Annotated in this window: 17 protein-coding genes and 1 pseudogene; 6 read left to right on the top strand and 12 right to left on the bottom strand. The window is 66.1% G+C overall.

All coding sequences use genetic code 11. The features are described 5' to 3' along the window. Positions 1-8 precede the first annotated feature (8 nt). The 10 genes from Q6A47_RS19595 to Q6A47_RS19640 are packed head-to-tail and all read right to left on the bottom strand — an operon-like array spanning position 9 to position 11,072. Positions 9-1,145 (bottom strand): glycosyltransferase, encoded by a 1,137-nt coding sequence (locus tag Q6A47_RS19595; RefSeq protein ID WP_304485135.1) that lies wholly within the window; start codon positions 1,143-1,145, stop codon positions 9-11. Further along, entirely contained in the window at positions 1,138-2,103 is a 966-nt protein-coding gene (locus tag Q6A47_RS19600) for a glycosyltransferase family 2 protein (protein WP_304485136.1), read from the bottom strand. Before Q6A47_RS19600 ends, Q6A47_RS19595 begins: the two co-directional genes overlap by 8 nt. After that, a complete protein-coding gene (locus Q6A47_RS19605; protein ID WP_039577541.1) occupies positions 2,100-3,470 on the bottom strand; it encodes an O-antigen ligase family protein in 1,371 nt (456 codons plus the stop codon). Before Q6A47_RS19605 ends, Q6A47_RS19600 begins: the two co-directional genes overlap by 4 nt. Beyond that, positions 3,467-4,585: a glycosyltransferase family 4 protein gene (locus Q6A47_RS19610; protein WP_304485137.1), complete on the bottom strand. Its 1,119-nt coding sequence runs from the start codon at positions 4,583-4,585 to the stop codon at positions 3,467-3,469. Before Q6A47_RS19610 ends, Q6A47_RS19605 begins: the two co-directional genes overlap by 4 nt. Further along, a complete protein-coding gene (locus tag Q6A47_RS19615; protein WP_304485138.1) occupies positions 4,582-6,156 on the bottom strand; it encodes a GumC family protein in 1,575 nt (524 codons plus the stop codon). Before Q6A47_RS19615 ends, Q6A47_RS19610 begins: the two co-directional genes overlap by 4 nt. 17 nt (positions 6,157-6,173) lie before the next feature. Beyond that, positions 6,174-7,241 carry a polysaccharide biosynthesis/export family protein gene (locus tag Q6A47_RS19620; RefSeq protein ID WP_295485224.1) on the bottom strand — a complete coding sequence of 356 codons (1,068 nt, stop codon included), beginning with the start codon at positions 7,239-7,241 and terminating at the stop codon, positions 6,174-6,176. 13 nt (positions 7,242-7,254) lie between these two features. Next, positions 7,255-7,902 carry a CpsD/CapB family tyrosine-protein kinase gene (locus Q6A47_RS19625; RefSeq protein ID WP_304485139.1) on the bottom strand — a complete coding sequence of 216 codons (648 nt, stop codon included), beginning with the start codon at positions 7,900-7,902 and terminating at the stop codon, positions 7,255-7,257. A 1-nt stretch (position 7,903) separates the two neighbouring features. Beyond that, positions 7,904-8,650 carry a sugar transferase gene (locus tag Q6A47_RS19630; protein WP_304485140.1) on the bottom strand — a complete coding sequence of 249 codons (747 nt, stop codon included), beginning with the start codon at positions 8,648-8,650 and terminating at the stop codon, positions 7,904-7,906. Beyond that, a complete protein-coding gene (locus Q6A47_RS19635) occupies positions 8,647-9,711 on the bottom strand; it encodes an NAD-dependent epimerase (RefSeq protein WP_295485221.1) in 1,065 nt (354 codons plus the stop codon). Before Q6A47_RS19635 ends, Q6A47_RS19630 begins: the two co-directional genes overlap by 4 nt. Beyond that, positions 9,708-11,072 carry a UDP-glucose dehydrogenase family protein gene (locus tag Q6A47_RS19640; RefSeq protein ID WP_304485141.1) on the bottom strand — a complete coding sequence of 455 codons (1,365 nt, stop codon included), beginning with the start codon at positions 11,070-11,072 and terminating at the stop codon, positions 9,708-9,710. The genes Q6A47_RS19635 and Q6A47_RS19640 overlap by 4 nt, the downstream gene beginning before the upstream one ends. Before the next feature lie 381 nt (positions 11,073-11,453). On the opposite strand from Q6A47_RS19640, the gene Q6A47_RS19645 reads away from it, so the two are divergent. Continuing rightward, a complete protein-coding gene (locus Q6A47_RS19645; protein WP_304485142.1) occupies positions 11,454-13,154 on the top strand; it encodes a sulfatase-like hydrolase/transferase in 1,701 nt (566 codons plus the stop codon). Positions 13,155-13,197: 43 nt separating this feature from the next. Here the strand turns inward: Q6A47_RS19645 and Q6A47_RS19650 are convergent, their stop codons facing one another. Further along, positions 13,198-14,517: an MFS transporter gene (locus tag Q6A47_RS19650; RefSeq protein WP_295485215.1), complete on the bottom strand. Its 1,320-nt coding sequence runs from the start codon at positions 14,515-14,517 to the stop codon at positions 13,198-13,200. Positions 14,518-14,678: 161 nt separating this feature from the next. Between Q6A47_RS19650 and Q6A47_RS19655 the strand changes: the two genes are divergently transcribed. Beyond that, complete coding sequence (locus tag Q6A47_RS19655; RefSeq protein WP_039577557.1) at positions 14,679-15,776, top strand: sugar diacid recognition domain-containing protein; 1,098 nt, start codon at positions 14,679-14,681, stop codon at positions 15,774-15,776. A gap of 122 nt (positions 15,777-15,898) precedes the next feature. Then, positions 15,899-17,041 (top strand): glycerate kinase, encoded by a 1,143-nt coding sequence (locus Q6A47_RS19660; RefSeq protein ID WP_304485143.1) that lies wholly within the window; start codon positions 15,899-15,901, stop codon positions 17,039-17,041. A gap of 45 nt (positions 17,042-17,086) precedes the next feature. Here the strand turns inward: Q6A47_RS19660 and Q6A47_RS23215 are convergent, their stop codons facing one another. After that, on the bottom strand, positions 17,087-19,231 hold the full coding sequence (locus Q6A47_RS23215; protein ID WP_304485144.1) for a methyl-accepting chemotaxis protein: 2,145 nt from the start codon (positions 19,229-19,231) through the stop codon (positions 17,087-17,089). Positions 19,232-19,485: 254 nt separating this feature from the next. Between Q6A47_RS23215 and Q6A47_RS19670 the strand changes: the two genes are divergently transcribed. From Q6A47_RS19670 to Q6A47_RS19675, 3 genes and pseudogenes are all read left to right on the top strand, one after another. Continuing rightward, a complete protein-coding gene (locus Q6A47_RS19670) occupies positions 19,486-20,805 on the top strand; it encodes a Na+/H+ antiporter family protein (RefSeq protein ID WP_029613511.1) in 1,320 nt (439 codons plus the stop codon). Positions 20,806-20,826: 21 nt separating this feature from the next. Continuing rightward, positions 20,827-20,904 (top strand): annotated as a pseudogene (locus Q6A47_RS23120) (hypothetical protein); the annotation flags it as partial. A 21-nt stretch (positions 20,905-20,925) separates the two neighbouring features. Next, positions 20,926-21,210 (top strand): pentapeptide repeat-containing protein, encoded by a 285-nt coding sequence (locus Q6A47_RS19675; protein ID WP_304485146.1) that lies wholly within the window; start codon positions 20,926-20,928, stop codon positions 21,208-21,210. The last annotated feature ends 247 nt before the right edge of the window (positions 21,211-21,457 follow it).

The raw sequence follows: 21,457 nt of genomic DNA on the forward strand, positions 1-21,457 counted from the left end.
TCCATCGCTCATCGATTCTGGTCGGGGTTCCACTGCGTGTAGCGGTGCCCGCGCAGGAATTGCCACAGGCCCACGCACATGCCGGCCAGGGTCACCAGCACGAACGCCGCCAGGCGCAGCACTTTGGGCGGGCGCGCCGCGGGGTACAGCAGGCCCGCCAGCGCCGCGCCGTAGCCCAGCACCTGCAGCGCGAGGGTCAGTTGGTAGAAGGGCGATTGGCCGATCAGGCACAGGTTGGCCAGCAGCAGTGGCAGCAGCAACACCGGCGCCAGGCGGCGGATCAGCTTGTGGCTGATCAGGGCGATGGCGTACAGGCCGTGGCGCAGTGGATTGAGCAGTTCGCGGCGCGCAGCCAGGCTCTGCAGACCGCCGACGGTGACCCGCTGGCGACGGCGGAACTGTTTGTCGGCCTCGTCGACGCCCTGGTCGAGGACGATCGCCTGCGCCACGTAGACGATGCGTTTGCCCGCCACCGGCGCACAGGTGCTGATGTGGAAGTCGTCGTTGACCTGCGGCGGGATCGGTTGGAACAGCGCGCGACGCAGGGCCAGCAGTGCGCCGTCGGCCGAAACCATGCAGCCGGTGCGGTTTTCCACCTTACGCACCCACGCCTCGTAGTGGCGGTAAAGGCTGTCGCCCAGGCTCAGGCCTTTGCCGGGGTCGGGGATGATCATGTGCCCGGCGCTGGCACCTACGTCAGCATCGGCGAAGGGCGCCAGCAGCAGGCCCAGGGTGTTGCCGGCCCATTGATTGTCGGCATCGGTGAAGACCAGGATGTCGCCCCGACAGTGCGCCACCGCCGTGTTCAGCGCGCCGGGTTTGCCCAGGCGCGGCAGGTCGAGCACCTGCACCCGGGGGTCGTTCAAGGCCCGCGCCAGCGCCACGGTCTGGTCGCTGGAACCGTCGCTGGCCACCAGCACCTGCAACTCGGCGGCCTGGTAATCCTGGTTCAGCACGCTGCTGAGCTTGGCCTGGATATGGCGTTGCTCGTTGTGTGCGGCGATCACCACGCTGACCCGTTGCGCGGGCAGCGCTGCGCGCCTGCGCCTGGGGAACAACGGCGCGGCCAGCGACAGCAGCAGCGGATAGCCGACCCAGGCGTACAGGGGCAGCGACAGGCACAGCCAGAAAATGAACTCAGCCACGGGCGGGCCTCCTTGCGCTGCGGTTGAGCAGACTGAGCACGAAGGCCGCACCGGCGATGTGCAGGCGCAGCCAGTGCAGAATAAAGAGTTGCAGGGTGAACAGCGCATCGCGCTGGCGCAGGCTCTGGCGCACCGCCAGGGCCACGGCGGGTAGGGCGCCGCCAAGCAGCAACCCCAGGGCCAGGCCGGCGAACCCGCACAGCAGCGCCGAGAGCGCGAGCGCGTCGATCAACCAGACGCCCAGCGACAGCAGCGGAAAGCGCAGCAACCGTAAGCTGGCGCCGTGGCTGCGCAACAGTTGCAGGTGACTGCCCTGGCGCCACAGCTCCTTGCCCAGCCATTCGCCCCAACTGCCCTCGAAGCCCCAATGCAGCACCGCCGGTTGGCACACCAGGCGCAGCCGCGCCCCGGCCTCGTGCAGACGCAGGGTGAAGTCCTTGTCCTCACCGGTGCGCAGGGCCTCGTCGAAGCCGCCCACCTGGACGAACCAGGCGCGGCGCATGAGCAGATTCGGCGTCGGCAGCCAAGTGCGCGACTGCACCGGCTGGCCGCCGCGCAGGGTACGGCGTTGCCAGGCGTGGGCGAACCACGGCGCCTGGCCTGGGGTGTCGCAGTCCAGGGCGAAGACGTCGCCGCGCTCCTGCTGTTGCAGGTCCATCAGCAAGGCCAGCCAGTTGGCGGGCACCTCGATGTCGGCGTCGACGAACGCCAGCCACTCGCCACGGCTGACCTGCGCGCCGCGGTTGCGCAGTGCGCCGATGGACACGCCCGGCAGGCTCAGCACCTGCGCGCCATGGCGGCGGGCGATGGCCGGTCCGTTGTCGCGCGAACCGTTGTCGACCACGATCAGCTCGCACTCCAGCCCCGCGAAACGCGCGGCCTGGCGCGCGGCATCCAAGGTCCGGCCAATGTGCCGGGCTTCGTCGAACATGGGGATGACGATGCTGACCACACTCATGCCTTGGCCTCCGCCAGCTGGGGTTCACGGGCCTGGCGCAGCAGCACACTGGACAGCGCCAGCATCATCCACAGGTACTTGTGGCTGGGCGCGCTGAGGAACATCAGGAACAGCCCGATGGCCAGCATGCACATGGTCAGGTGGGTCATCAGGTCGGCGCGCGCCACATCGCCCGTCGCGCGCCAGGCCGCGCGGGCCTGCCAGAAATTGCGCAGGGCCAGGGCGATCATGCCGACGAAGGCCAGTCCGGCCGGTACGCCGGTTTCGCTGAACAGCTCCAGATAGGTGTTGTGGGCGCGGCGGTAGAGGTCGGTGGTCTTGCTGTTCTCCGGGGCGAAGGCCTTGGAGAAGCCGGTGTCGGCGTAGTGCAGCGGGAAGGTGCCGGGGCCGGTGCCGAGCAATGGGCTGTGGCTGATCATGCGCTGGCCGACCACCAGGTAAGAGGAACGCCGCCCCAGGGACTCGTCCTGGTGCGCGTTGACCCCGGACTTGAGCAGCATCAGCGACTCGATGCGCTCGGCGTAGCCCGCCGGCATCAGCGCTGCGCCCAGCGGCAGCACTACGGCGATACCGAGCAGGGCGAAGCCCAGGTGTCGGGGGCGGATGCGGGTGAGCTGTTCGCGGTAGTTGTAGAGCACGATGCCCAGGCTGATCAGCAGTACCACCAGTCCCGAGCGCGACTCGGTCTTGGTCATGCCCACCAGCAGCAGCACGCAGCAGCCAGCCCAGAACAGCTTGAGCAGGATGTGCCGGGTCTTGATCGTCAGCCACAGCCCCAGCGGCATGGCGATGGTGATCAGCAGGGCGAAGGCGTTGGGATCGAGCATGGCCGAGGCACGGCCTTGCTCCTGGTATTTGGTGGAGAAGATGGCGAACAGGCAGGTGACGCAGACGCTGACGGTGATCAGCCTGGCCAGCATCGGCAGGTTGAGGTCACGGCCCACCAGCAAGGTGATGACGAACACGATCAGCCCCACCAGTAGTTCGCGCAGGTGCACCAGCGACAGGGCCAGGCTGTCGCTGGTCCACAGGCTCAGCAGGTACAGGGCCATGAACGGCAGCAGCAGGCGCCATTGATTGCTGCGCAGGCGCTCGCCCGGTAGTTGGCGCACCGCCAGTTGCAGGGTGAGGATCAGCACCAGGCCCAGGCCGATCAGCTTGGCCCCGGAGACCAGGCTGTCCTTGAGCAAACCTTCCAGCGGTACCAGCGCCGCGATGGCCAGCAGACCCCAGGCGGGCTTGCGGTACAGCACCAGCGCACCGGCCAGGCCGACCACGGCGCCCGGGGCGAGGAAGGGGTAGGGGCTGGCCAGCAAGCCGAGCGACAGCAGGGCCGCCAGGCCCACCAGCGACAGTGGCACGATCATGCGACGACCTCCTGGGTGGCACCCCGGTACACCAAGGCCCAGTGCTGGGCCAGGGTGGGCAGGTGATGGCGCTCGCGTTGGGTCTGGCGGGCGCGGGCGACCAGTTCCTCGGCCTGCTGCGGGTCGTCCAGCAGGGCGTGCAGGTGAGCGCCCAGTTCCTCGACCGCGAGCGGCGCGGCGAGCAGGCCGCTGCGCCCGTGCTCGATCACGTCTGGGATGCCGCCGACGCCGAACGCCACCACCGGTACGCCGTCCTGCATGGCTTCGAGCAGGATCATCGGCGTGCCTTCGGTGCGCGAGCTGATCACCAGGGCATCCAGGCGCTGCATCCAGGCCTGCATGTCGTGCTGGAAACCGGGCAGGGTGATGCGTTCGCCGAGCCCGGCTGCGTCGATGCGTGCCTGCAAGACAGTGCGCTCCGGGCCTTCGCCGAGCATCACCGCGTGCACGTGCGGCTGGCGTTGGCACAGCGGGATCAGCGCGTCGAGGAACAGGTCCGGGCCTTTCTCGCTGGACAGCCGGCCGACATAGCCTGCCAGCCAGTGATCCGTGCGTGCGCTGTGTCCATGCGCTTGGACCCGCTCCTGGGGCGCGCCCGCGCCGACGGGCTCCGGCAGGCCGTTGGGGATCACTTGAATCTTGCTGGCGGCCACCCCGGCCTGGCGGTGAATGCGGGCGATGCTCTGGGCCACGCACACCACGGTGGTGACCGTCGGGGTGCGGCACAGTTGCAGACTCAGCCAGGTGTAGAAGCGCTGCTTGCGGCTGCGCGGGGTGAAGCCGTGCTGGGTGGTCACCAAGGGCAAGCGCCACACAGTGGCCGCCAGCCAGCCGAACAGCAGCCCCTTGAAGTTGTGGCTATTGAGCAACGGCCGGGCGCCGCGCTGCGCCGACACCACCCTGAGCACCTCGCCCAGGCCGTTGCACACCTGGCACTGGACACCGGCCTGGCGAAAGCGCGCCAGCAAGGCGTCCGGCGCGCCGAGGAACAGCACCTGGTGCCTGCCAGGGGTGGCCAGGCAGTGGTCCAGGAGCATGCGCTCGGCGCCGTAGAACCCGCCGCTGCCGAGCAGGTGCAGGATCGGCCGGCCAGCGGCGGGCAGGGCGGCGTTCAATGCCGCACCCAATGCAGCAGGCGCGGCAACGACCAGCCTTTATGCGGATTGGGTTGCGCCGGGTTCTGGTCGTTGATCACCAGCAGCACCGGCAGGTTCAGCGCCTGGCCGATCTGCGCCGGGTGCTTGAAGCGGTGGTCGAAGAACTCTTTGACGTAGACCAGGGCAATGGCCAGCAACAGCCCGGTGACCAGACCGAACGGAATGATCAGGCCCGGTTTGGGGAACGAGGCATTGGCCGGCTCGTAGGGCGCGCTGAGAATCCGCGCATTGGACTGGCTGCCGTCGAGCAGGCCCTGGCCACGGCTTTCCTCGTAGCGCTGGGCATAGGTGGAGAAGGCCTTGTGCAGGGCGTCGATCTCGGTGTCGAGCTGGCGGGTCTTGCTCTGGGTTTCGCGCAGTTCGGTGATGCGCTCCTTGTAGTCGGCGATGCGCTGGGTCTTCTGGTCGATCACCTGCTGGGTCACAGCCAGGTCCTGCTGGCGTTCGCGGATGCGATTCTCGACGATCTTCAGAAATTGCGCGCGCAGTTGGGCGATCTGCTGGCGGGCGATGACCATTTGCTCGGCGCCGGGCTGGAACACCGTGGCGTCGCCGTTGTAGCGGGCCAGTTGGGTGGTCAGTTGCTCGCCCAGTTGCTTGATCTCACGGTCTTCGAAGGCGATGTTGTCGACCGTGGTGGTGAAGGTGTAGGGGAAGGCGTAATCGGCCATTTTCGCCTTGCTCGCCGAGGCCAGCGCCGTTTGCAGGTAGTCCAGCCACTGCTGGTTTTCCAACTGGCGATCACGTTGCAGGTTGAGCGCCTGTTCCTCGGTGTTGATCGCGTTGAGGCGGAAGGTGATTTCCTCTTTGGGATCGGACGAGGCCACGGCCGTCAGCAGGCCCAGGCGCTGGCCTTCGAGGTCGTCCAGACGCGCCTGGTAGTGCAGTTTCTTCTGCTCGTAGAAGGTCTCGGGCAGTTCGTTGGACTGCAGGTCCTGGCGGTTCTTCAGAAAGTTGTCCAGCAGACGTGCGACGAACAGGGTACCGACATGGGCGTCGTCGGCGCTGTAGGTGATGGAGATGACGTTGGAGCCGGGCAGGGTCTCCACCTTCAGGTCCTTGACCGCCTGGTCGGTGAGGTCGTCGAGCTGGGTGTCGCGCTCGTCGGCCACGTTCTTGCCCAGCGCCCGTTGCAACGGCTCGATCACAGCATGGCGCAGCGGGTCGATCAGGGTCCGGCGCAGCAGGCCCGGCTCCACCGGATACTGGCCTTCCTGGCGCAACTGGCCGATGGTCTGGCGGATCAGCGTGGGCGAGCGCAGGATGTTGCTTTCGGTCTCCATGTCGGCCAGCGACGGCGGGATGAACTGGTCCGCCTGCTGCGCCAGGGACGAGCTGGTGTCGCTCTGCGACAGTTTCTTGGACTGGACGATGACCTCGGCGGTGATGTCGAAGCTCTGCTTGAGCACCAGCGGCAGGATCAGCGCGATCACCGCGAAGATCAGGAACACCCGTTTCACCAACTGGCGGTTGGCGAAGAAGATGCGGAAGAACTCGTGCACGTAGTTCTCTTTCGGTTGCGTGGTCATGGTGGCTCCGTCCCCGGTCATTGGCCTGATGCCGCGCCATTGGCGGTTGAACTGCGGCGGTCGTTGTTGTCCTTGTTGTCCAGTCGGTAGCCGAAGCTCACGCCGATGCCCTGGAACAGGATCACGTCAGCCAGTTGGCGCGACAGCTCGCCGGCGCTGGCCAGGGCGGTCTTGGGCACGTAGAGCATGTCTTCGGGCTGCAGGTAGGCGATGCTCTGGCTCTTGCCCGACAGGGCCTGGTCGACGTCGTACTGGTAAGCCTGCACGGTGTTGCCGGTGCGGCGCATGATCATCACCGAGCCGAGCTTGGCCTTGATCGTCGGGCCGCGGGCCAGGGTCAGCGCTTCGAGCACCGACACCGGACGGCGGATCTCGAACGCCCCAGGCTGGCCGACTTCGCCGAGCACGTAGATTTCGTTGGCGGCGGTGGACTTGAGCAGCACATCCACGCTCATGCGTCCTGGCAACTGCGCGTAGCGCTCGTTGAGGTAGTCGCGCAACTGATTGACGGTCATGCCTTGCAGCGGCACCGAGCCGATTTCCGGGAAGGTCGCGCGGCCGTCGTTGCCCACGGTGATGTCGCGGCTCATGCCGGTGCCCGGATGGGTGAGGGCGTTCTTCAGGTTGATCTCGTCGGTCATGGGGCTGAGCACCCGTACCGTCACCTGGTCGCGGTTGGGCTTGAACACGCGCTTGTCGTTGTAGGCCTGGCGAATGGCGTTCTCGGCGTCGCTCGGGGTCAGGCCTTCGACGCGCACCGAGGCGTTGGTCGAGGGCAGGGTGATGCTGCCGTCGGGCTGCACCAGTTGCTGGCCGTTGAGGCTGCTGGCGGCCATGAAACTCAGGTCCAGGGTGTCACCGGACTGGATGCGGTAGACCCCGGCGGTGCGGTTGCTGACATGGAAGATCACTTCCAGCACGTCCTGTGGGCGCAGCACCTGTTCGCGCCGGGCCACCTCGGTGGCCTGGTTCTCGGTCGGCGGGGCGGTGAGGATCTGCACCGGCATCTGCCGGCCCTGCGGGCTGCTGCAACCGGCCAGGGCCAGCACGCACAGGGCAATCGTGGGGTATCTCAGGGCGATCATCGTGTGCGTCCTCTCAGAGGTGGTCGTACAGCCACTTGGGCATGTAGTACTTGCGTTGGTTGAACACGCTGCCGATCAGCCGCGCGCCGGCCTGGCCCAGGCGCTGGGCGGCGGCCTGGGCCACTTCGAAGCGGGTGTCCTCGGCGCGCACCACCAGGATCACGCCGTCCACCAGCGGACCGAGGGTCAGGCTGTCGGCGCTGGCGTAGATCGCCTCGCCATCGATCACCACGAAGCGGTACTGGGCGGCGAACTGGCGCAGCAGCACGCGCACTCGCTCCGGGTCCAGGCGTTGGCGACCGCGCTTGAAGGTGCCTGCCGGCAGCACGTCGAACGGCTGATCGGCCAGGTGCACCACGCAGTCCTGGGCCAGCGGCGGGGTGTCCAGGTCGAATTGCAGGTCGCTGTAGCCGCGCAGTTTGCCCAGCCCCAGTTGCTGGCTGAGGCTGGCGTTGCTGGCGCTGGCGTCGACCAGCAGCACGGCACCGGCGCTCATCTGCGCCAGTTGGCTGGCGAAGGCCAGGACGCTGGTGCTGGTGCCGGTACCGGTGTTGGCGGCGGTCAGCAGCAGGGTGCGCTGGTCGAGGTCCAGGACGGTGGCGGTGAGGTTGGTCTCGCTCGGGTTGGCGATACGCAGGCTTCTAGAAGTGGAACCGTCCATCTCAACTTGCTCCATGGCCAGTGAATACCTTGAACGGGGTCTTGAGCAGGATCTTCAGGTCCAGCATCAGGCTCTGTTCGTTGATGTAGTTCAGGTCCAGCTCGACGCGCTGGTCGAAATCGATGTCGCTGCGCCCGGAGATCTGCCAGAGGCCGGTCATGCCGGGGTAGATCGCCAGCCGCGCCAGGTGGTTGTCCTTGTAGCGGTAGGTGTTGAACGAGGTGGGGCGTGGGCCGACCAGGCGCATGTCGCCGGTGACCACGTTGATCAGGTTGGGCAGCTCGTCCAGGCTGCTGCGGCGCAGCCAACTGCCCACGGGGGTGATACGCGGGTCTTTGTCGATCTTGAAGTCGATGGCGTCGGCGCCGTGCTTGTTCAGGTGGCGCACCGAGTCTTTCAAGGCCTCGGCGTTGGCGACCATGGTGCGGAACTTGAACATGCCGAACAGGCGACCGCGGTAGCCGGTGCGTTGCTGCACGAAGAACACCGGGCCTGGGCTGGAGCGTTTGACCAGCAGCGCCAGGGCCAGCAACAAGGGTGACAAGACCACCAGCAGCAGCAGCGCGGCCACGCACGACAACACGCGGTTGGTGCGCGACAAGGTCCACGGGCGCCCGCCGATGCGGCCGGTGATCCAGCCTCGACCTTGCATGTGGATGGCCGCATCGATGCGCTGGCGGTGCGCCGGATCCATGCGTTTGTCCTGGTACAGCGCCTGTAGCGGGGCGCTCTTGGGTTGTCCTGTCATATCACCCTCCGTTGTTGCGACAGCTCATCAGCAGGTTCGCCGTCTGCCGCGGCGTTCGAGTAGTAGGCCTGGAACCAGGCGACGAAGCGCCCCAGGCCTTCGTCGAGGCTGACCTGGGGGGTAAAACCGGTGACCCGGGCCAGGGCGCTGGCATCGGCGCAGGTGGCCAGGACATCGCCCGGTTGCAGCGGCAGCAGCTCGATCACCGCGCTGCGCTGCAGGTGCTGCTCCAGCAGGGCCAGGTAGTCGAGCAGTTCCACCGGGCGTTGGCCGCCGATGTTGAACAGCCGCCAAGGCGCCTGGCTGCTGGCCGCGTCCGGGGCGAAGGCGTCCCACTGCGGGTCGGCGTGGGGCGGATGGGGCATCAGCCGCACCAGGCTTTCGACGATGTCGTCGATGTAGGTGAAGTCGCGCTGATGGCGGCCATGGTTGAACAACTGGATCGGTCGCCCTTCGCTGATCGCCCGGGCGAACTGCATCGGCGACATGTCCGGGCGGCCCCAGGGGCCGTACACGGTGAAGAAACGCAGGCCGCTGCTGGGAATGCCGAACAGGTGGCTGTAGCTGTGCGCCATGGCCTCGTTGGCCTTCTTGGTTGCAGCGTACAGCGACAGCGGGTGATCGACGCCGTCCTCGACCCGATACGGGGTGCGCTGGTTGGCGCCGTAGACCGAGCTGGACGAGGCGTACAGCAAGTGCTGCACCGGATTGCGCCGGCAGCCTTCGAGGATGTTGAGAAAGCCGGCCAGGTTGCTGTCCAGGTAGGCCTGGGGGTTTTTCAGCGAGTAGCGCACGCCGGCCTGGGCGGCCAGGTGGATCACCACGTCCGGGCGCTGCTCGGCGAACAGCCGCGCCACGGCATCGCGGTCGGCCAGGTCCAGGCGGTGCAGCGGGAAGTCGCCCGCCTGCTGCTGCACCCACTGCACGCGGGCATGCTTGAGCGCCGGATCGTAGTAGTCGTTGAAGTTGTCCAGCCCCAGTACCTGGTGGCCATCGCGCAGCAGGCGCAGGCAGGTGTGCGCACCGATGAAGCCGGCTGCGCCGGTGACCAACACTTTCATGGCGCGCCGACCTGCCAGTCGGCCTGCTCCGGCGCGACCTGGCGCAGGCCGATGCCGCTGTAATGCAGGCCGTGGGCGGCGACCTGGTCGGGGTTGTAGAGGTTGCGGCCGTCGATGATCACGCGGCTGCGCAGCTTGTTGGCCAGCAGCGCGAAGTCGACCACACGAAAGTTCTTCCATTCGGTGCAGATCACCAAGGCATCGGCGTCCTGCAGGGTGTCGTCGCGGGTGGCGCACAGTTGCAGGTCGTCCCGGTAGCCGTACAGGCGCCGGCATTCGTCCATCGCTTCAGGGTCGTAGGCGCGCACCGTGGCGCCTTCGGCCCACAGCGCTTCCATCAGGTAGCGGCTGGGCGCTTCGCGCATGTCGTCGGTGTTGGGCTTGAAGGCCAGCCCCCACAGGGCGATGGACTTGCCGGCCAGGCCGCCCAGGCGCTGCTTGAGCTTGGCGAACAGGATGCGCCGCTGGTGATCGTTGATGTCGTTGACGCTTTGCAGCAGGCGTAGCGGCATGCCGCTGTGCTCGGCGGTGTGCAGCAGGGCCTTGATGTCCTTGGGGAAGCACGAGCCGCCGAAGCCGCAGCCGGGATAGATGAAGTGGTAGCCGATGCGCGGGTCGGAACCGATGCCACGGCGCACCGCTTCGATGTCGGCGCCCAGGTGCTCGCTGAGGTTGGCCAGCTCGTTCATGAAGCTGATACGGGTGGCGAGCATCGCGTTGGCGGCGTACTTGGTCAGCTCGGCGCTGCGGTTGTCCATGAACATCAGCTTTTCATGGTTGCGGCAGAACGGCGCGTAGAGCTCGGCGAGCTGCGCATGGGCCAGCGGGTCGCGGGTGCCGACGATGATTCGGTCCGGGCGCATGCAGTCGGCCAGGGCGCTGCCTTCCTTGAGAAATTCCGGGTTGGACACCACCCGCACGTGCAGGTGGTCCTTGCCCAGGCTGTGCAGGCGTTCGCGGGCCAGGTTCATGACCTGGTCGGCGGTGCCCACCGGCACGGTGGATTTGACGATCAGGGTGCGGTCGGCGTCCATCAGTTCGGCAATCTGCCGGGTGACGTCGAGCACATGGCTCAGATCGGCCGAGCCGTCCTCGTCGGGCGGGGTGCCGACGGCGATGAAGATCAGCTCGGCGTGGTTGACCGCGTCGCTGGCCTGGGTGCTGAACAGCAGGCGGCCTTCGCGGATGTTGTCTTCCAGCAGCGAGGACAGGCCCGGCTCGCTGATCGGCGGGACGCCTTGGCGCAGTTGGTTGATCTTGTGGGCATCGACGTCCACGCACAGGACCCGGTGACCCACGTCGGCCAGTGCCGCCGCTTGTACCAGACCTACGTAACCTGTGCCAAAAACGCTCACGTCCATGTCGGCTTTCCTCATGAGAATGAGTAAGGGGGGTGAAACAGTGTGTTGTCGGTATAGCGCACCCTAACAGAAATGCGTCAAAGCAATGGCATGTTTCGTCAAACTTACAAGCGCTAACGATAAGGCCACTTGCCACTAACCCCTTGTATGACGCGGCTTTGGACTGAAAAGCGAGAAAAAAGAGGTGAAACGTTTAGCCGATGAACGGTTGCAGGCCGCGAATATCAAGGGTTGCGTTGATAGAAGGAGCAATGTGAAGGATTTTTTTCAGGCCGGATTATGGCGTCAGGATATCGACGGAAAATTGACTTTTTCATGTTGAGATTTGTTTCAACAGTGCTACGGTTGGCAAAATCACCCCGTCATCGGAGCGTTGGGATCATGCGCGGATGGATCAAATTGGCCCTGCTGCTGGCCTATCTGGCGAGTTTTCATGGGTATTACGCCGAGCGCGTCGAAGCGCTGGGGCTGGGCGTACCGCTGGTGCTGTACTTGGGGCTCGCGGCGTTGTTGACGGCGGGTCTGTTGCTGTCGGCGTGGATCCGCCAGGCCTGGCTGCGCTGGCCGTTGGCGCTGGCGTTCGCGGTCGGTGGGCTGTTCTTCGACGCCTACCTGCGGATCACCGATTCGTACCTGACCTACAGCGCGTTCGTCTCGATGGTGTATGCCGGCGGCTTCGTCCAGGAGGCACTGGAGCAGTACCACTATGCGATCACCCTGGCGGCCGCCAGCTCGGTGTTGGTGCTGCTGGGCGTGGGACTGCGGCCTGGGCCGGCGCCGCGCCTGCCGCAGTGGCTGCCGATCGGCGCGCCGCTGCTGGCGCTGGCGCTGCTGATCGGCATGCTGTTCGTGCGTGCCGGCGAGGGTGCCCGTGGGCTGCCGGTGATGTACACGCCGCTGGCGTACCTGAGCCTGTTCGGCTACGAAGCCTTGCACGACCGGGTGGGGCCGCGCGAGCCGGTAACGCTGGCGCAGTCGAGCGCGCCGCTGGCGCGTGACATCGTGCTGGTGATCGACGAAAGCATTTCCGGCAACTACCTGGACCTGAACACACCGACGGGCGTACCCAGTCATCTGCTGCAGACATACCCCGGCGTGGACATCGTCAATTTCGGCTATGCCGCCTCGGCCGCCAATTGCAGCGCCGACACCAACGTCACCCTGCGCTTTGGCGGCACCCGTGAGGACTACCTGCGCATCAACTCGACGCAGCCGTCGATCTGGCAGTACGCCAAGCGTGCGGGCATGGGCACGGTGTACATCGATGCGCAGCGCACCGGTGGCAACCTGCAGAACCTGATGACCGACACCGAGAAGCAGGACATCGACCGTTTCATCCAGTTCGACACCACGCCAGTGGTCGACCGCGACATGGCCGCGTTGCAGCAGTTGATCGGCCTGCTGGGCGACGGCAAGCCGCAGTTGATCGTGATCAACAAGCTCGGCGCGCACTTTCCGGTGCACGACAAATACCCCGACGACTTCATGGCCTATCAGCCGGCGTTGCCACGCGGGCGCTTCCAGGACGTAGCCGATACCGGGTCGCGCGAAGGCTTCAGCGGTACCGCGCAGGACTGGGTGCTATACCGCAACGCCTATCGCAATACCCTGGGCTGGAACGTCGGCGAATTCTTCCGCCGCCTGTTCGCCCAGGCCGACCTGAGCCAGGCTGTGCTGATCTACACCTCCGATCATGGCCAGGACCTGCACGAGCGTGGCAATCCCGGGCTCAACACCCATTGCGACAGCGATCCGGTGATGGAGGAGGGCCTGGTGCCGCTGGTGGTCATCCAGGGGCAGGGGGTCAAGGCGCTGGACTGGCAGGCGTACCTGGCACAGAACCGCAATGCTTCAAGTCATTACAACCTGTTCCCGACCTTGCTCAAGCTGATGGGTTATGACGCCTCGGCGGTGGCGGGTGCGTATGGCCAGGCGCTGGATGTGCCGACCCACGACCCGTTCACCTTCAACGCCCGCTACAACGCACGCCTGGGCGGCAAGCCGGATTTCCGGCACATCGACCTGAGCCGGATCGTGGTGCCGCCGCCGCACGAAGCCGAGGAGGTGAATGTCGCGCGTTGAGTGAGTCAGTCCCCGCCGCCCAAAGGCGGGCGGGGATTCGGGCTCAGGACGCCTGTGCATTCCCTGCGCGCGACACGCGCAAGGCCACCACGCTGCCGACCACGATCAAGCCGGCCAGCGAGTACAGCGCGGCGTCGGTCGAGCCGGTCTGGTCCTTGATGAAGCCGACCAGGTAGGGGCTGAGGAAGCCTGCCATCTGGCCGACCGAGTTGATGATCGCCAGGCCCGCCACGGCCGCGCTGGCGCTGAGCAGCGCCGTGGGCATCGGCCAGAACATCGGCAGGCCAGTGAGCGCGCCCATGGTGGCGATCGACAGACCGAGGATGGCAATCGCGGGGTTGCCCGCGAAATTCACCGCGATCAACAGGCCCAGGGCGCCCATCAGCATGGGCACCACCAAGTGCCAGCGGCGCTCGTTGCGCAGGTCGGCCGAGCGCCCCACCAGGATCATGAACACCCCGGCCAGCAGGTAGGGAATTGCGCTCAGCCAGCCGATCAGCAGCGGGCTGTCGAAGCCCAAGCTCTTGATGATCGACGGCAGCCAGAAGTTGATCGCGTAGACGCCGCTCTGGATGCAGAAATAGACGAAACCGAAGGTCCAGATCAGTGGATTGGTCAGCACCGCCAGCACGCTGTCGCCGGCCGTGGACGGTTTGCTCGCCGCATCACGGGCGAGGTCGCGGGCGATCAGTTGGCGCTGCGCTTCGCTGAGCCATGTGGCTTTCTGATAACCGTCGCTGAGCAGGAACACCGCGAGGATGCCCAGCGCCACGGTGGGCAGGCCCTGGATCAGGAACATCCATTGCCAACCGGCCAGGCCGTGTTGACCGGCGGCGAAATGATCGAGGATCCAGCCGGAGAAGGGTCCGCCGAGCAGTCCCGAGACCGGAATCGCCGACATGAACAGGGCCATGATGCGACCGCGACGGTCCGCCGGGAACCAGCGCGACAGGTACAGCACGACGCCGGGGAAGAAGCCGGCTTCGGCGGCGCCGGTGAACAGGCGCAGCACGTAGAACTCCATGGGCGTGGTGACGAACAGCAGGCAGGTCGACAGGCTGCCCCAGGCGATCATCATCACCGCGATCCAGCGCCGCGGGCCGAAGCGGTTGAGCGCCAGGTTGCTGGGCAGGCCGCAGAGCACGTAGCCGATGAAGAAGATGCCGGCGCCCAGGCCATAGATGGTTTCGCTGAACTTCAGCGCGTCGAGCATCTGCAGCTTGGCGAAACCGACGTTGACGCGGTCCAGGTAGTTGAACAGGTAGCAGATGAAAATGAACGGGATCAGTCGCAGGGTGATGCGCCGGTAGAGCGCATCGCGGCTGGCGTCGTGGCCTTGGTCAGGGGCTGGGCTGTGTGCCATGATGAAATTCTCTGTTGTTATGATTGTCACTGCGGCGCCTGTACCGACGCTCGCCCGAACGAGTCTCGGCGAGCCAGGCGCTGCTGTCTTTGTGCGTCTGCACAGCGCCGGGCGCCGACGATTGTGCCGCGCAACGAAGTCTGCCACTGCAAGGAACCCACATGTTCGAACTTGACCACGAGCTGGCCCAGGACATCGTCGACCGGGCGATGGCGATCCTGCCCTGCAACGTCAACGTCATGGACAGCCAGGGCCTGATTCTCGGCAGTGGCGAGCCGGAGCGCATCAACACCCGCCACGAAGGGGCGCAACTGGTGCTGGCCAACGGACGCATCGTCGAACTCGACGGCGAGGCGGCCAAGTGCCTCAAAGGTGTGCAGCCGGGCGTGAACCTGCCGCTGATGCTCGATGAGCGGTTGATCGGCGTGCTGGGGCTGACCGGCGATCCACAGCACCTGCGCACCTACGCCGAACTGGTGCGCATGACCGCCGAAATGCTGCTGGCGCAACGTAACCAGCAGGTCGAGCAACAGTGGCGACGTCAGCGCTGCGACGACCTGCTGGCCTTGCTGCTGGGCGGTAGCGGCGACTCGCCCCGACTGGTCGACGAAGCCCGGCAATTGGGGCTCAAGCCGCAGTTGCCGCGTATCCCGTGTCTGTTCGAGTTGGAAGCCGGGCCGCCGGCGGAGTTGTTGTCGGCCTGGCTGAGCAGTCGCTATCCCGACAGTTGGTGCGTCAGCCCGGCGCGCCAATCGCTGTTGTGGTGTCGGCCAGCCTCGGTGGCCCTGGATGAGGCGCGCCTGCTCGAACGCTTGCAGCGTCACGGTTGGCAGGTGCAGCGCCTGGCCTTGGGCGGCGCGGCGCAGAGTCTCGACCAACTGCGTCGGGGCTATCGCCGTGTGCGCGACCTGCTGGCCTATGGTCGCGAGGTGGTACCTGGCGAGCGTTTGCTGAGCCTGTCGCGGTATCGCCTGCCGGCGCTGCTGTGGCGCCATCGCCATGACGATGCGCTGGACGAGTTGCTCGAGCCGCTGCGGCGCATTGCCGTCAAGGACGCCAGCGGGCAGTTGCTGGCCACCCTGCGCGCCTGGTGCGCCCATGATGGGCAGAGCCAGACCTGCGCCGATGCCCTGGGCATCCACCGCAACAGCCTGCGCTACCGGCTCGAACGCATCGCCGAGCTGAGTGAGGTCGACCCCCTGCGCCTGGACGGCATGCTGAGCTTGTACCTCGGCTTGCAGTTGCTGCCGGCCGAGTAGCGCCAACGGCCTCAGACTCACGGGCATTTGCCCAAACCCGGCCTGGCGCTTTTGTGCAGCGGACAGAAGCCGCGCCGTTCGGCAACTGTCAGCATGCCCTGCAACAGGACAGGAGAATCCCCATGAAAATCGTCATCGCCCCCGATTCGTTCAAGGACAGCCTCGATGCCGCCGGCGTCGCCCGGGCCATCAGCGCTGGGCTGGCCAAGGTGTGGCCTCAGGCCGAGCGCATCGAGTGCCCGATGGCCGACGGCGGCGAGGGTACCCTGGAGGCGATCGTCGCGGCCACCCAGGGCGAATTGCGCCGGCAAAGGGTGCGCGGCCCCTTGGGGGCGCCGGTGGAGGCGAGCTGGGGCTGGCTGGCGCAGGAGCGCACGGCGGTCATCGAGATGGCCCAGGCCAGCGGGATACAGTGCATCCCCAGCGCCGAGCGCGACGCCTGTCGCAGCAGCACCTGGGGCACCGGCGAACTGGTGGCGGCGGCGCTCGCGGCAGGGGCCCGACGCATCGTCCTGGCGATCGGCGGCAGCGCCACCAACGATGCGGGCAGCGGCATGCTGCGCGCGCTCGGCCTGCGCCTGCTGGACGCCGACGGTCAGGCGCTGGCCGAGGGTGGGCTGGCATTGGCCGCTCTGGCGCAAATCGACGCCAGCGATCTCGACCCGCGCCTGGGCGAAGTGCAGTTCGAGGTGGCGGCCGATGTCGACAATCCGCTGTGCGGCGGTAATGGCGCGTCGGCGGTGTTCGGCCCGCAGAAGGGCGCCTCACCCGAGCAGGTGCAGGCACTGGATCAGGCGCTGGGGCACTTTGCCGACCATTGCGCGCAGTTGCTCGGCGAGGACCTGCGTGATTTCCCCGGCTGCGGCGCGGCCGGCGGCATGGGCTTCGCGGCCAAGGCGTTCATGGGCGCGCGGTTCCGTCCTGGGGTCGAGGTAGTGGCCGAGTTGGCGGGTCTGGAGACAGTGGTGCAGGGCGCCGACCTGGTGATCACCGGCGAGGGGCGCTTCGACGCCCAGACCCTGCGCGGCAAGACCCCGTTGGGCGTGGCGCGAGTCGCCAAACGCCACGCCGTGCCGGTGGTGGTGATCGCCGGCACCCTGGGCGAAGGGTTCGAAGCGTTGTACGCCCACGGCATCGACGCGGCATTCGCCCTGGCCAGCGGCCCGACCAGCCTGGAGCGCGCCTGCAGCGAGGCGGGCGTGCTGCTCGAAGCGCGGGCCGAGGCCATCGCGCGCTTGTGGCAGGTGGCGCGCAGCCGCGACTAACCCTTTCCGCACGTCGGCGCGCCCTGTTCAGGCGCGCCTTGGCACTCACACGCGGAACTGATCCATCAACGCCTGCTGCTGGTTGGCCAGGCTGTTCAGCGACTGGCTGACCCGTGCCGATTCGTTGGCCTGGCCCGACAGCGACTCGGTCACGTCACGGATGGTCGCCACGTTGCCGGTGATTTCCTCGGCCACCGCGCTTTGCTCCTCGGCGGCCGAGGCGATCTGCAGGTTCATGTCGCTGATCACCGTGACCGCCTCGCCGATACGGCGCAGGGCGCTGACTGCATGGCCGACCTGTTCGACGCCGCCTTGGGCCTGGCGGTGGCTGCTGTCCATGGCACCGACCACCTCGCGGGTGCCCGCTTGCAGCGATTCGATCACCTGGCGGGTTTCCTCCACCGATTCCTGGGTCCGTCGGGCCAGGTTGCGCACCTCGTCAGCGACCACCGCGAAGCCGCGCCCGGCCTCGCCGGCGCGGGCGGCTTCGATGGCCGCGTTGAGCGCCAGCAGGTTGGTCTGCTCGGCGATCGAGCGGATGACCTCCAGCACCGAGCCGATCTTCTCGCTGTTCTGTGCCAGGCCCTCGACCTGAGACATGGCGTTGCTCATGTCGGTCGCCAGGGCACCGATGCTGTCGGTGGTGCGGTCGATCACCGCCAGACCTTCACGGGTGGCCTGATCGGCTTCGCGGGCCGCCTGCGCCGCCTGGGCCGCGCTGCGGGCGACGTCCTGGGCGGTGGCGCTCATCTCCTGGGAGGCGGTGGCCACCTGATCGACCTGGCGGTACTGCTGCTCCATGCCGGCGCTGGTCTGGCTGGCGATGGCCGCCGACTGATCGGCGGTGCCGCGTGCGTCCTGCACCGAGCGTTTGACCTCGGCAATGGTCGGTTGCAGCTTGTCGAGGAAGCGGTTGAACCAGCCGGCCAGTAGGCCCAGTTCGTCACGTTTGTCGTAGGTCAGGCGGCGGGTCAGGTCGCCTTCGCCGCTGGCGATGTCTTCGAGCATCGCGGCGACGCCGAGAATCGGTCGGGTCACGCTACGCGCCATCAACCACACCGCCAGCAGCCCGGCCAGGGCGGCGCCCACGCCCAGGGCCAGTTCGAGCAGGGTGCCGCTGGTGTTGAGGGTATCGAGCGCTTGCTTGAGGGCGTCGGCCGGGCCAGTGAGGGCACTTTGCGGCGCGTCGAGCAGCACGCCCCACGGCCTGCCGCCGGGAATCGGGGCGAAGGCCGCCAGCACTTTCAGGCGCTTTTCGCCCTGCAGCACCTGCAGCCTGCCTTCGGCCAGCTTGCTGACCAGTTCTGCGCCCTGGCGCGTGTCGACCTGGTCGAAGCGCTTGGCCAACTCGCTGGCGTCGGCGCTGTAGCCGGCCAGCAGCCCGGCGGGGCTGAGAATACCGACCCGGGTGCGGCCCTCGTACAGCTCGCGGCTGGCGTTTTCGGTCAGCGCCTGCAGGCTGTTGAGGTTGGTGTCGATGGACAGGGTGGCGATCACTTTACCGTCGACCGACAGCGGGAAGACGATGCTGGTCATCAGCACTTGCTGCCCGGCGATTTCGTAGAAGTAGGGCTCGACGATGCAGACCTTGCCAGTGCTGCGCGGGCAGGTCCACCAGGTGTTGGCCGGCTCGCCGCTGGGGCCGGTGGTGGTGTCGGCCATGTCGTGTTCGGGCAGGGCCATGGAGGTCAGTTGGCCGGCCTTGGGCTGCGACCAGTACAGGGCGAAGCGGCCGGTCTCGTTGCTGCCCAGCTCGGCCTGCCCGCCGAACAGGCTGTCCTTGCCGTCGAGCGCGTTGGGCTCGAAGGTGAGCGACAAACCGAGCAGGTCAGGGTTGGCCTGCAGCGCGGCACGCACCTGGGCGGTGAGATCCTGGCGCAGGTCATAGGCGTCGATGAAGCGCTTTTCCGCCTGCTCGCGCAGGAACAGCACCTGGCGGGCGAAGCCTGCGCCGTACTGGTAGGCGTCCATGAACTGACGGCGGATGCGTTGTGCCTGCACTTCGCCCTGAGCTTCGATACGGGCCTGGGCCGACTCGGTGAGCATCTGCGTACTGCTCGCCTTGACCAGCGCCGAGCTGTGCTGCATGCGGTACAGCGACAGGCCGACGAGCAGGGTGACGATGCTGGCCAGGCACAGCCCGGCGAGCAGGGTGATCTTCCATTGGATGGACAGTTGACGCAGCGGCATGGTGAATCATCCCTTATAGGAACAGAGCGGGGGTCGCCGGATATGTCGGCGTGGACGCTGGTTTCTTTACGTGAATATTCGATGACGTGGGCGTGTTTGGCGTAAATGCCCTGGGTCGGCAGTTTTGACATCCCTGGTCGAGTGCTTCAGAGTGTGCGCCCTCCAGAACCACACCCCCTGTTCCGGCCACTGCCTCGCGCAGTCTGTCGCCGGACGCTGGTTTTTCGTCTGTCGTCAACGAGGTATTGCACACCATGAATGCAGTGATTGCCGCGGTCGGGATCATGCTGATACTGAGCCTGTCCCGCGTGCATGTGGTCATCGCGCTGATCGTCGGCGCCCTGACCGGTGGACTGGTCGGCGGCCTGGGCATCGAGGGCACGCTCGCCGCGTTCAATGGCGGCCTGGGCGGCGGCGCGCCGGTGGCGCTGTCGTATGCGCTGCTGGGCGCCTTCGCCGTGGCCATCGCCAAGTCGGGCCTGGCCCATGCCCTGGCCGACCGCGCCTTGGCGATGATCGACCGCCAGGGCCATGACCACAGCGGTCGGCTGAAGTGGCTGCTGATTGGCCTGATGTTGGTGGTGGCGGTGGCGTCGCAGAACGTGCTGCCGATCCACATCGCCTTCATCCCGCTGCTGGTGCCGCCGCTGCTGTACGTGCTGACGCGCCTGCGCATCGACCGTCGGCTGATCGCCTGTGTGATCACCTTCGGGCTGATTACGCCTTACATTTTTCTACCGGTTGGGTTCGGCAACATCTTCCTCAATCAGATTCTGCTGGCCAACGTCAGCCGTGCGGGCGTGGATGTCAGCGGGATCAACGTCACCCATGCCATGGCACTGCCAGCGGCGGGCATGTTGGTTGGCCTGCTGCTGGCGGTGTTCGTCAGCTACCGGCGCAAGCGTGACTATGACCTGGCGCGGATCGAAGAGGTGGAGCAGGTCAGCGTGCGCTACAACCCGGTGACCTTGCTGGTGGCGGGGGTAGCCATCGCGGCGGCGTTCATCGTTCAGCTGTGGCTGGACTCGATGATCATTGGAGCGATGGTGGGGTTCCTGATCTTCTCGCTGTCGGGGATCGTGCGTTGGAAGGACACTGACGATCTATTCACCGAAGGCATGAAGATGATGGCGATGATCGGCTTCATCATGATCGCTGCTTCCGGGTTTGCCGAGGTGATGAAAGCGACGGGTGAGGTGAAGAGCCTGGTCGAGACGGCGGCGCAGTGGATCGACCATAGCAAGGGCATTGGCGCCTTGTTGATGCTGCTGGTGGGGTTGCTGGTGACCATGGGGATTGGGTCGTCGTTTTCCACGGTGCCGATTCTGGCGGCGATCTTCGTGCCGCTGTGTGTGCAGCTGGGATTCGATCCGTTGGCTACCGTGTGTATTGTCGGGACGGCGGGGGCCTTGGGCGATGCGGGGTCGCCGGCTTCCGATTCTACGTTGGGGCCGACTTCGGGGTTGAATGTGGACGGGCAGCATCATCATATCTGGGACACGGTGGTGCCTACGTTCATTCACTACAACTTGCCCTTGCTGGGCTTTGGGTGGGTGGCGGCGATGGTGCTCTAGAGGGTAGCTTGTAGTGTGTTTGTGGGTGTCAACTTTGAGCGCGCATCCTTTGACAGGGCACTGATGTGTAATGTCGTAATGAAAGGTTGTGATTTCTCGAAGAGCAGGCTCGTGATCAACATGGATGATGCTGTTTGTGGGGACACCGCCTTTTTTCTCGCCAGATTCTTGGGTGGGGGATCGGGAGTGGAGTATGGCGGGCGTCGGGTGACATTCATTGGCTGTGATTTTACAGGGGCGGTTTTCGACAGGGTTGAGTTTAGGGCTTCTAAGTCTGTTGATTGCACGTTTACTGGCACGGTATTCAAGCGATGCGACTTTCGCGGGGTTAAGTTTGAAGGTGGGATTTTGCCGCTCGCTCACCAGTTTGAATTTATGGAAGTACCTGATGTGGGTTTGTGCTGAATCAGTCGAGGGTGGCAGATTTTTTTGGGCTTATCCGTTTGCGATGGTGAGGCTTAGTCACCTTTTCGCCTTTACGGCGACCCCCTTTTTTTCTTGGAAAAAAGGGGGGCAAAAACCGCCTGCTCCCGCATCCGGCCCCTTCGCTGCGCTGCGGGGTTCCCTCGCGCCGGTGGCACTCCGGGGGTACCGCGCTTAGGGGCCATCCATGGCCCCAAGCGCTTGACGGGCATCCATGCCCGTCAACCCC

Source organism: Pseudomonas boreofloridensis (assembly GCF_030580795.1).
Classification (GTDB): Bacteria; Pseudomonadota; Gammaproteobacteria; order Pseudomonadales; family Pseudomonadaceae; genus Aquipseudomonas; species Aquipseudomonas boreofloridensis.

Excerpts from the sequence above, each read along its gene's own strand:
- Q6A47_RS19600 (WP_304485136.1), bottom strand. The coding sequence starts at position 2,103 with ATGAGTGTGGTCAGCATCGTCATCCCCATGTTCGACGAAGCCCGGCAC.
- Q6A47_RS19605 (WP_039577541.1), bottom strand. The coding sequence starts at position 3,470 with ATGATCGTGCCACTGTCGCTGGTGGGCCTGGCGGCCCTGCTGTCGCTC.
- Q6A47_RS19615 (WP_304485138.1), bottom strand. The coding sequence starts at position 6,156 with ATGACCACGCAACCGAAAGAGAACTACGTGCACGAGTTCTTCCGCATC.
- Q6A47_RS19620 (WP_295485224.1), bottom strand. The coding sequence starts at position 7,241 with ATGATCGCCCTGAGATACCCCACGATTGCCCTGTGCGTGCTGGCCCTG.
- Q6A47_RS19625 (WP_304485139.1), bottom strand. The coding sequence starts at position 7,902 with ATGGACGGTTCCACTTCTAGAAGCCTGCGTATCGCCAACCCGAGCGAG.
- Q6A47_RS19630 (WP_304485140.1), bottom strand. The coding sequence starts at position 8,650 with ATGACAGGACAACCCAAGAGCGCCCCGCTACAGGCGCTGTACCAGGAC.
- Q6A47_RS19635 (WP_295485221.1), bottom strand. The coding sequence starts at position 9,711 with ATGAAAGTGTTGGTCACCGGCGCAGCCGGCTTCATCGGTGCGCACACC.
- Q6A47_RS19640 (WP_304485141.1), bottom strand. The coding sequence starts at position 11,072 with ATGGACGTGAGCGTTTTTGGCACAGGTTACGTAGGTCTGGTACAAGCG.
- Q6A47_RS19645 (WP_304485142.1), top strand. The coding sequence starts at position 11,454 with ATGCGCGGATGGATCAAATTGGCCCTGCTGCTGGCCTATCTGGCGAGT.
- Q6A47_RS19650 (WP_295485215.1), bottom strand. The coding sequence starts at position 14,517 with ATGGCACACAGCCCAGCCCCTGACCAAGGCCACGACGCCAGCCGCGAT.
- Q6A47_RS19655 (WP_039577557.1), top strand. The coding sequence starts at position 14,679 with ATGTTCGAACTTGACCACGAGCTGGCCCAGGACATCGTCGACCGGGCG.
- Q6A47_RS19660 (WP_304485143.1), top strand. The coding sequence starts at position 15,899 with ATGAAAATCGTCATCGCCCCCGATTCGTTCAAGGACAGCCTCGATGCC.
- Q6A47_RS23215 (WP_304485144.1), bottom strand. The coding sequence starts at position 19,231 with ATGCCGCTGCGTCAACTGTCCATCCAATGGAAGATCACCCTGCTCGCC.
- Q6A47_RS19670 (WP_029613511.1), top strand. The coding sequence starts at position 19,486 with ATGAATGCAGTGATTGCCGCGGTCGGGATCATGCTGATACTGAGCCTG.
- Q6A47_RS19675 (WP_304485146.1), top strand. The coding sequence starts at position 20,926 with ATGGATGATGCTGTTTGTGGGGACACCGCCTTTTTTCTCGCCAGATTC.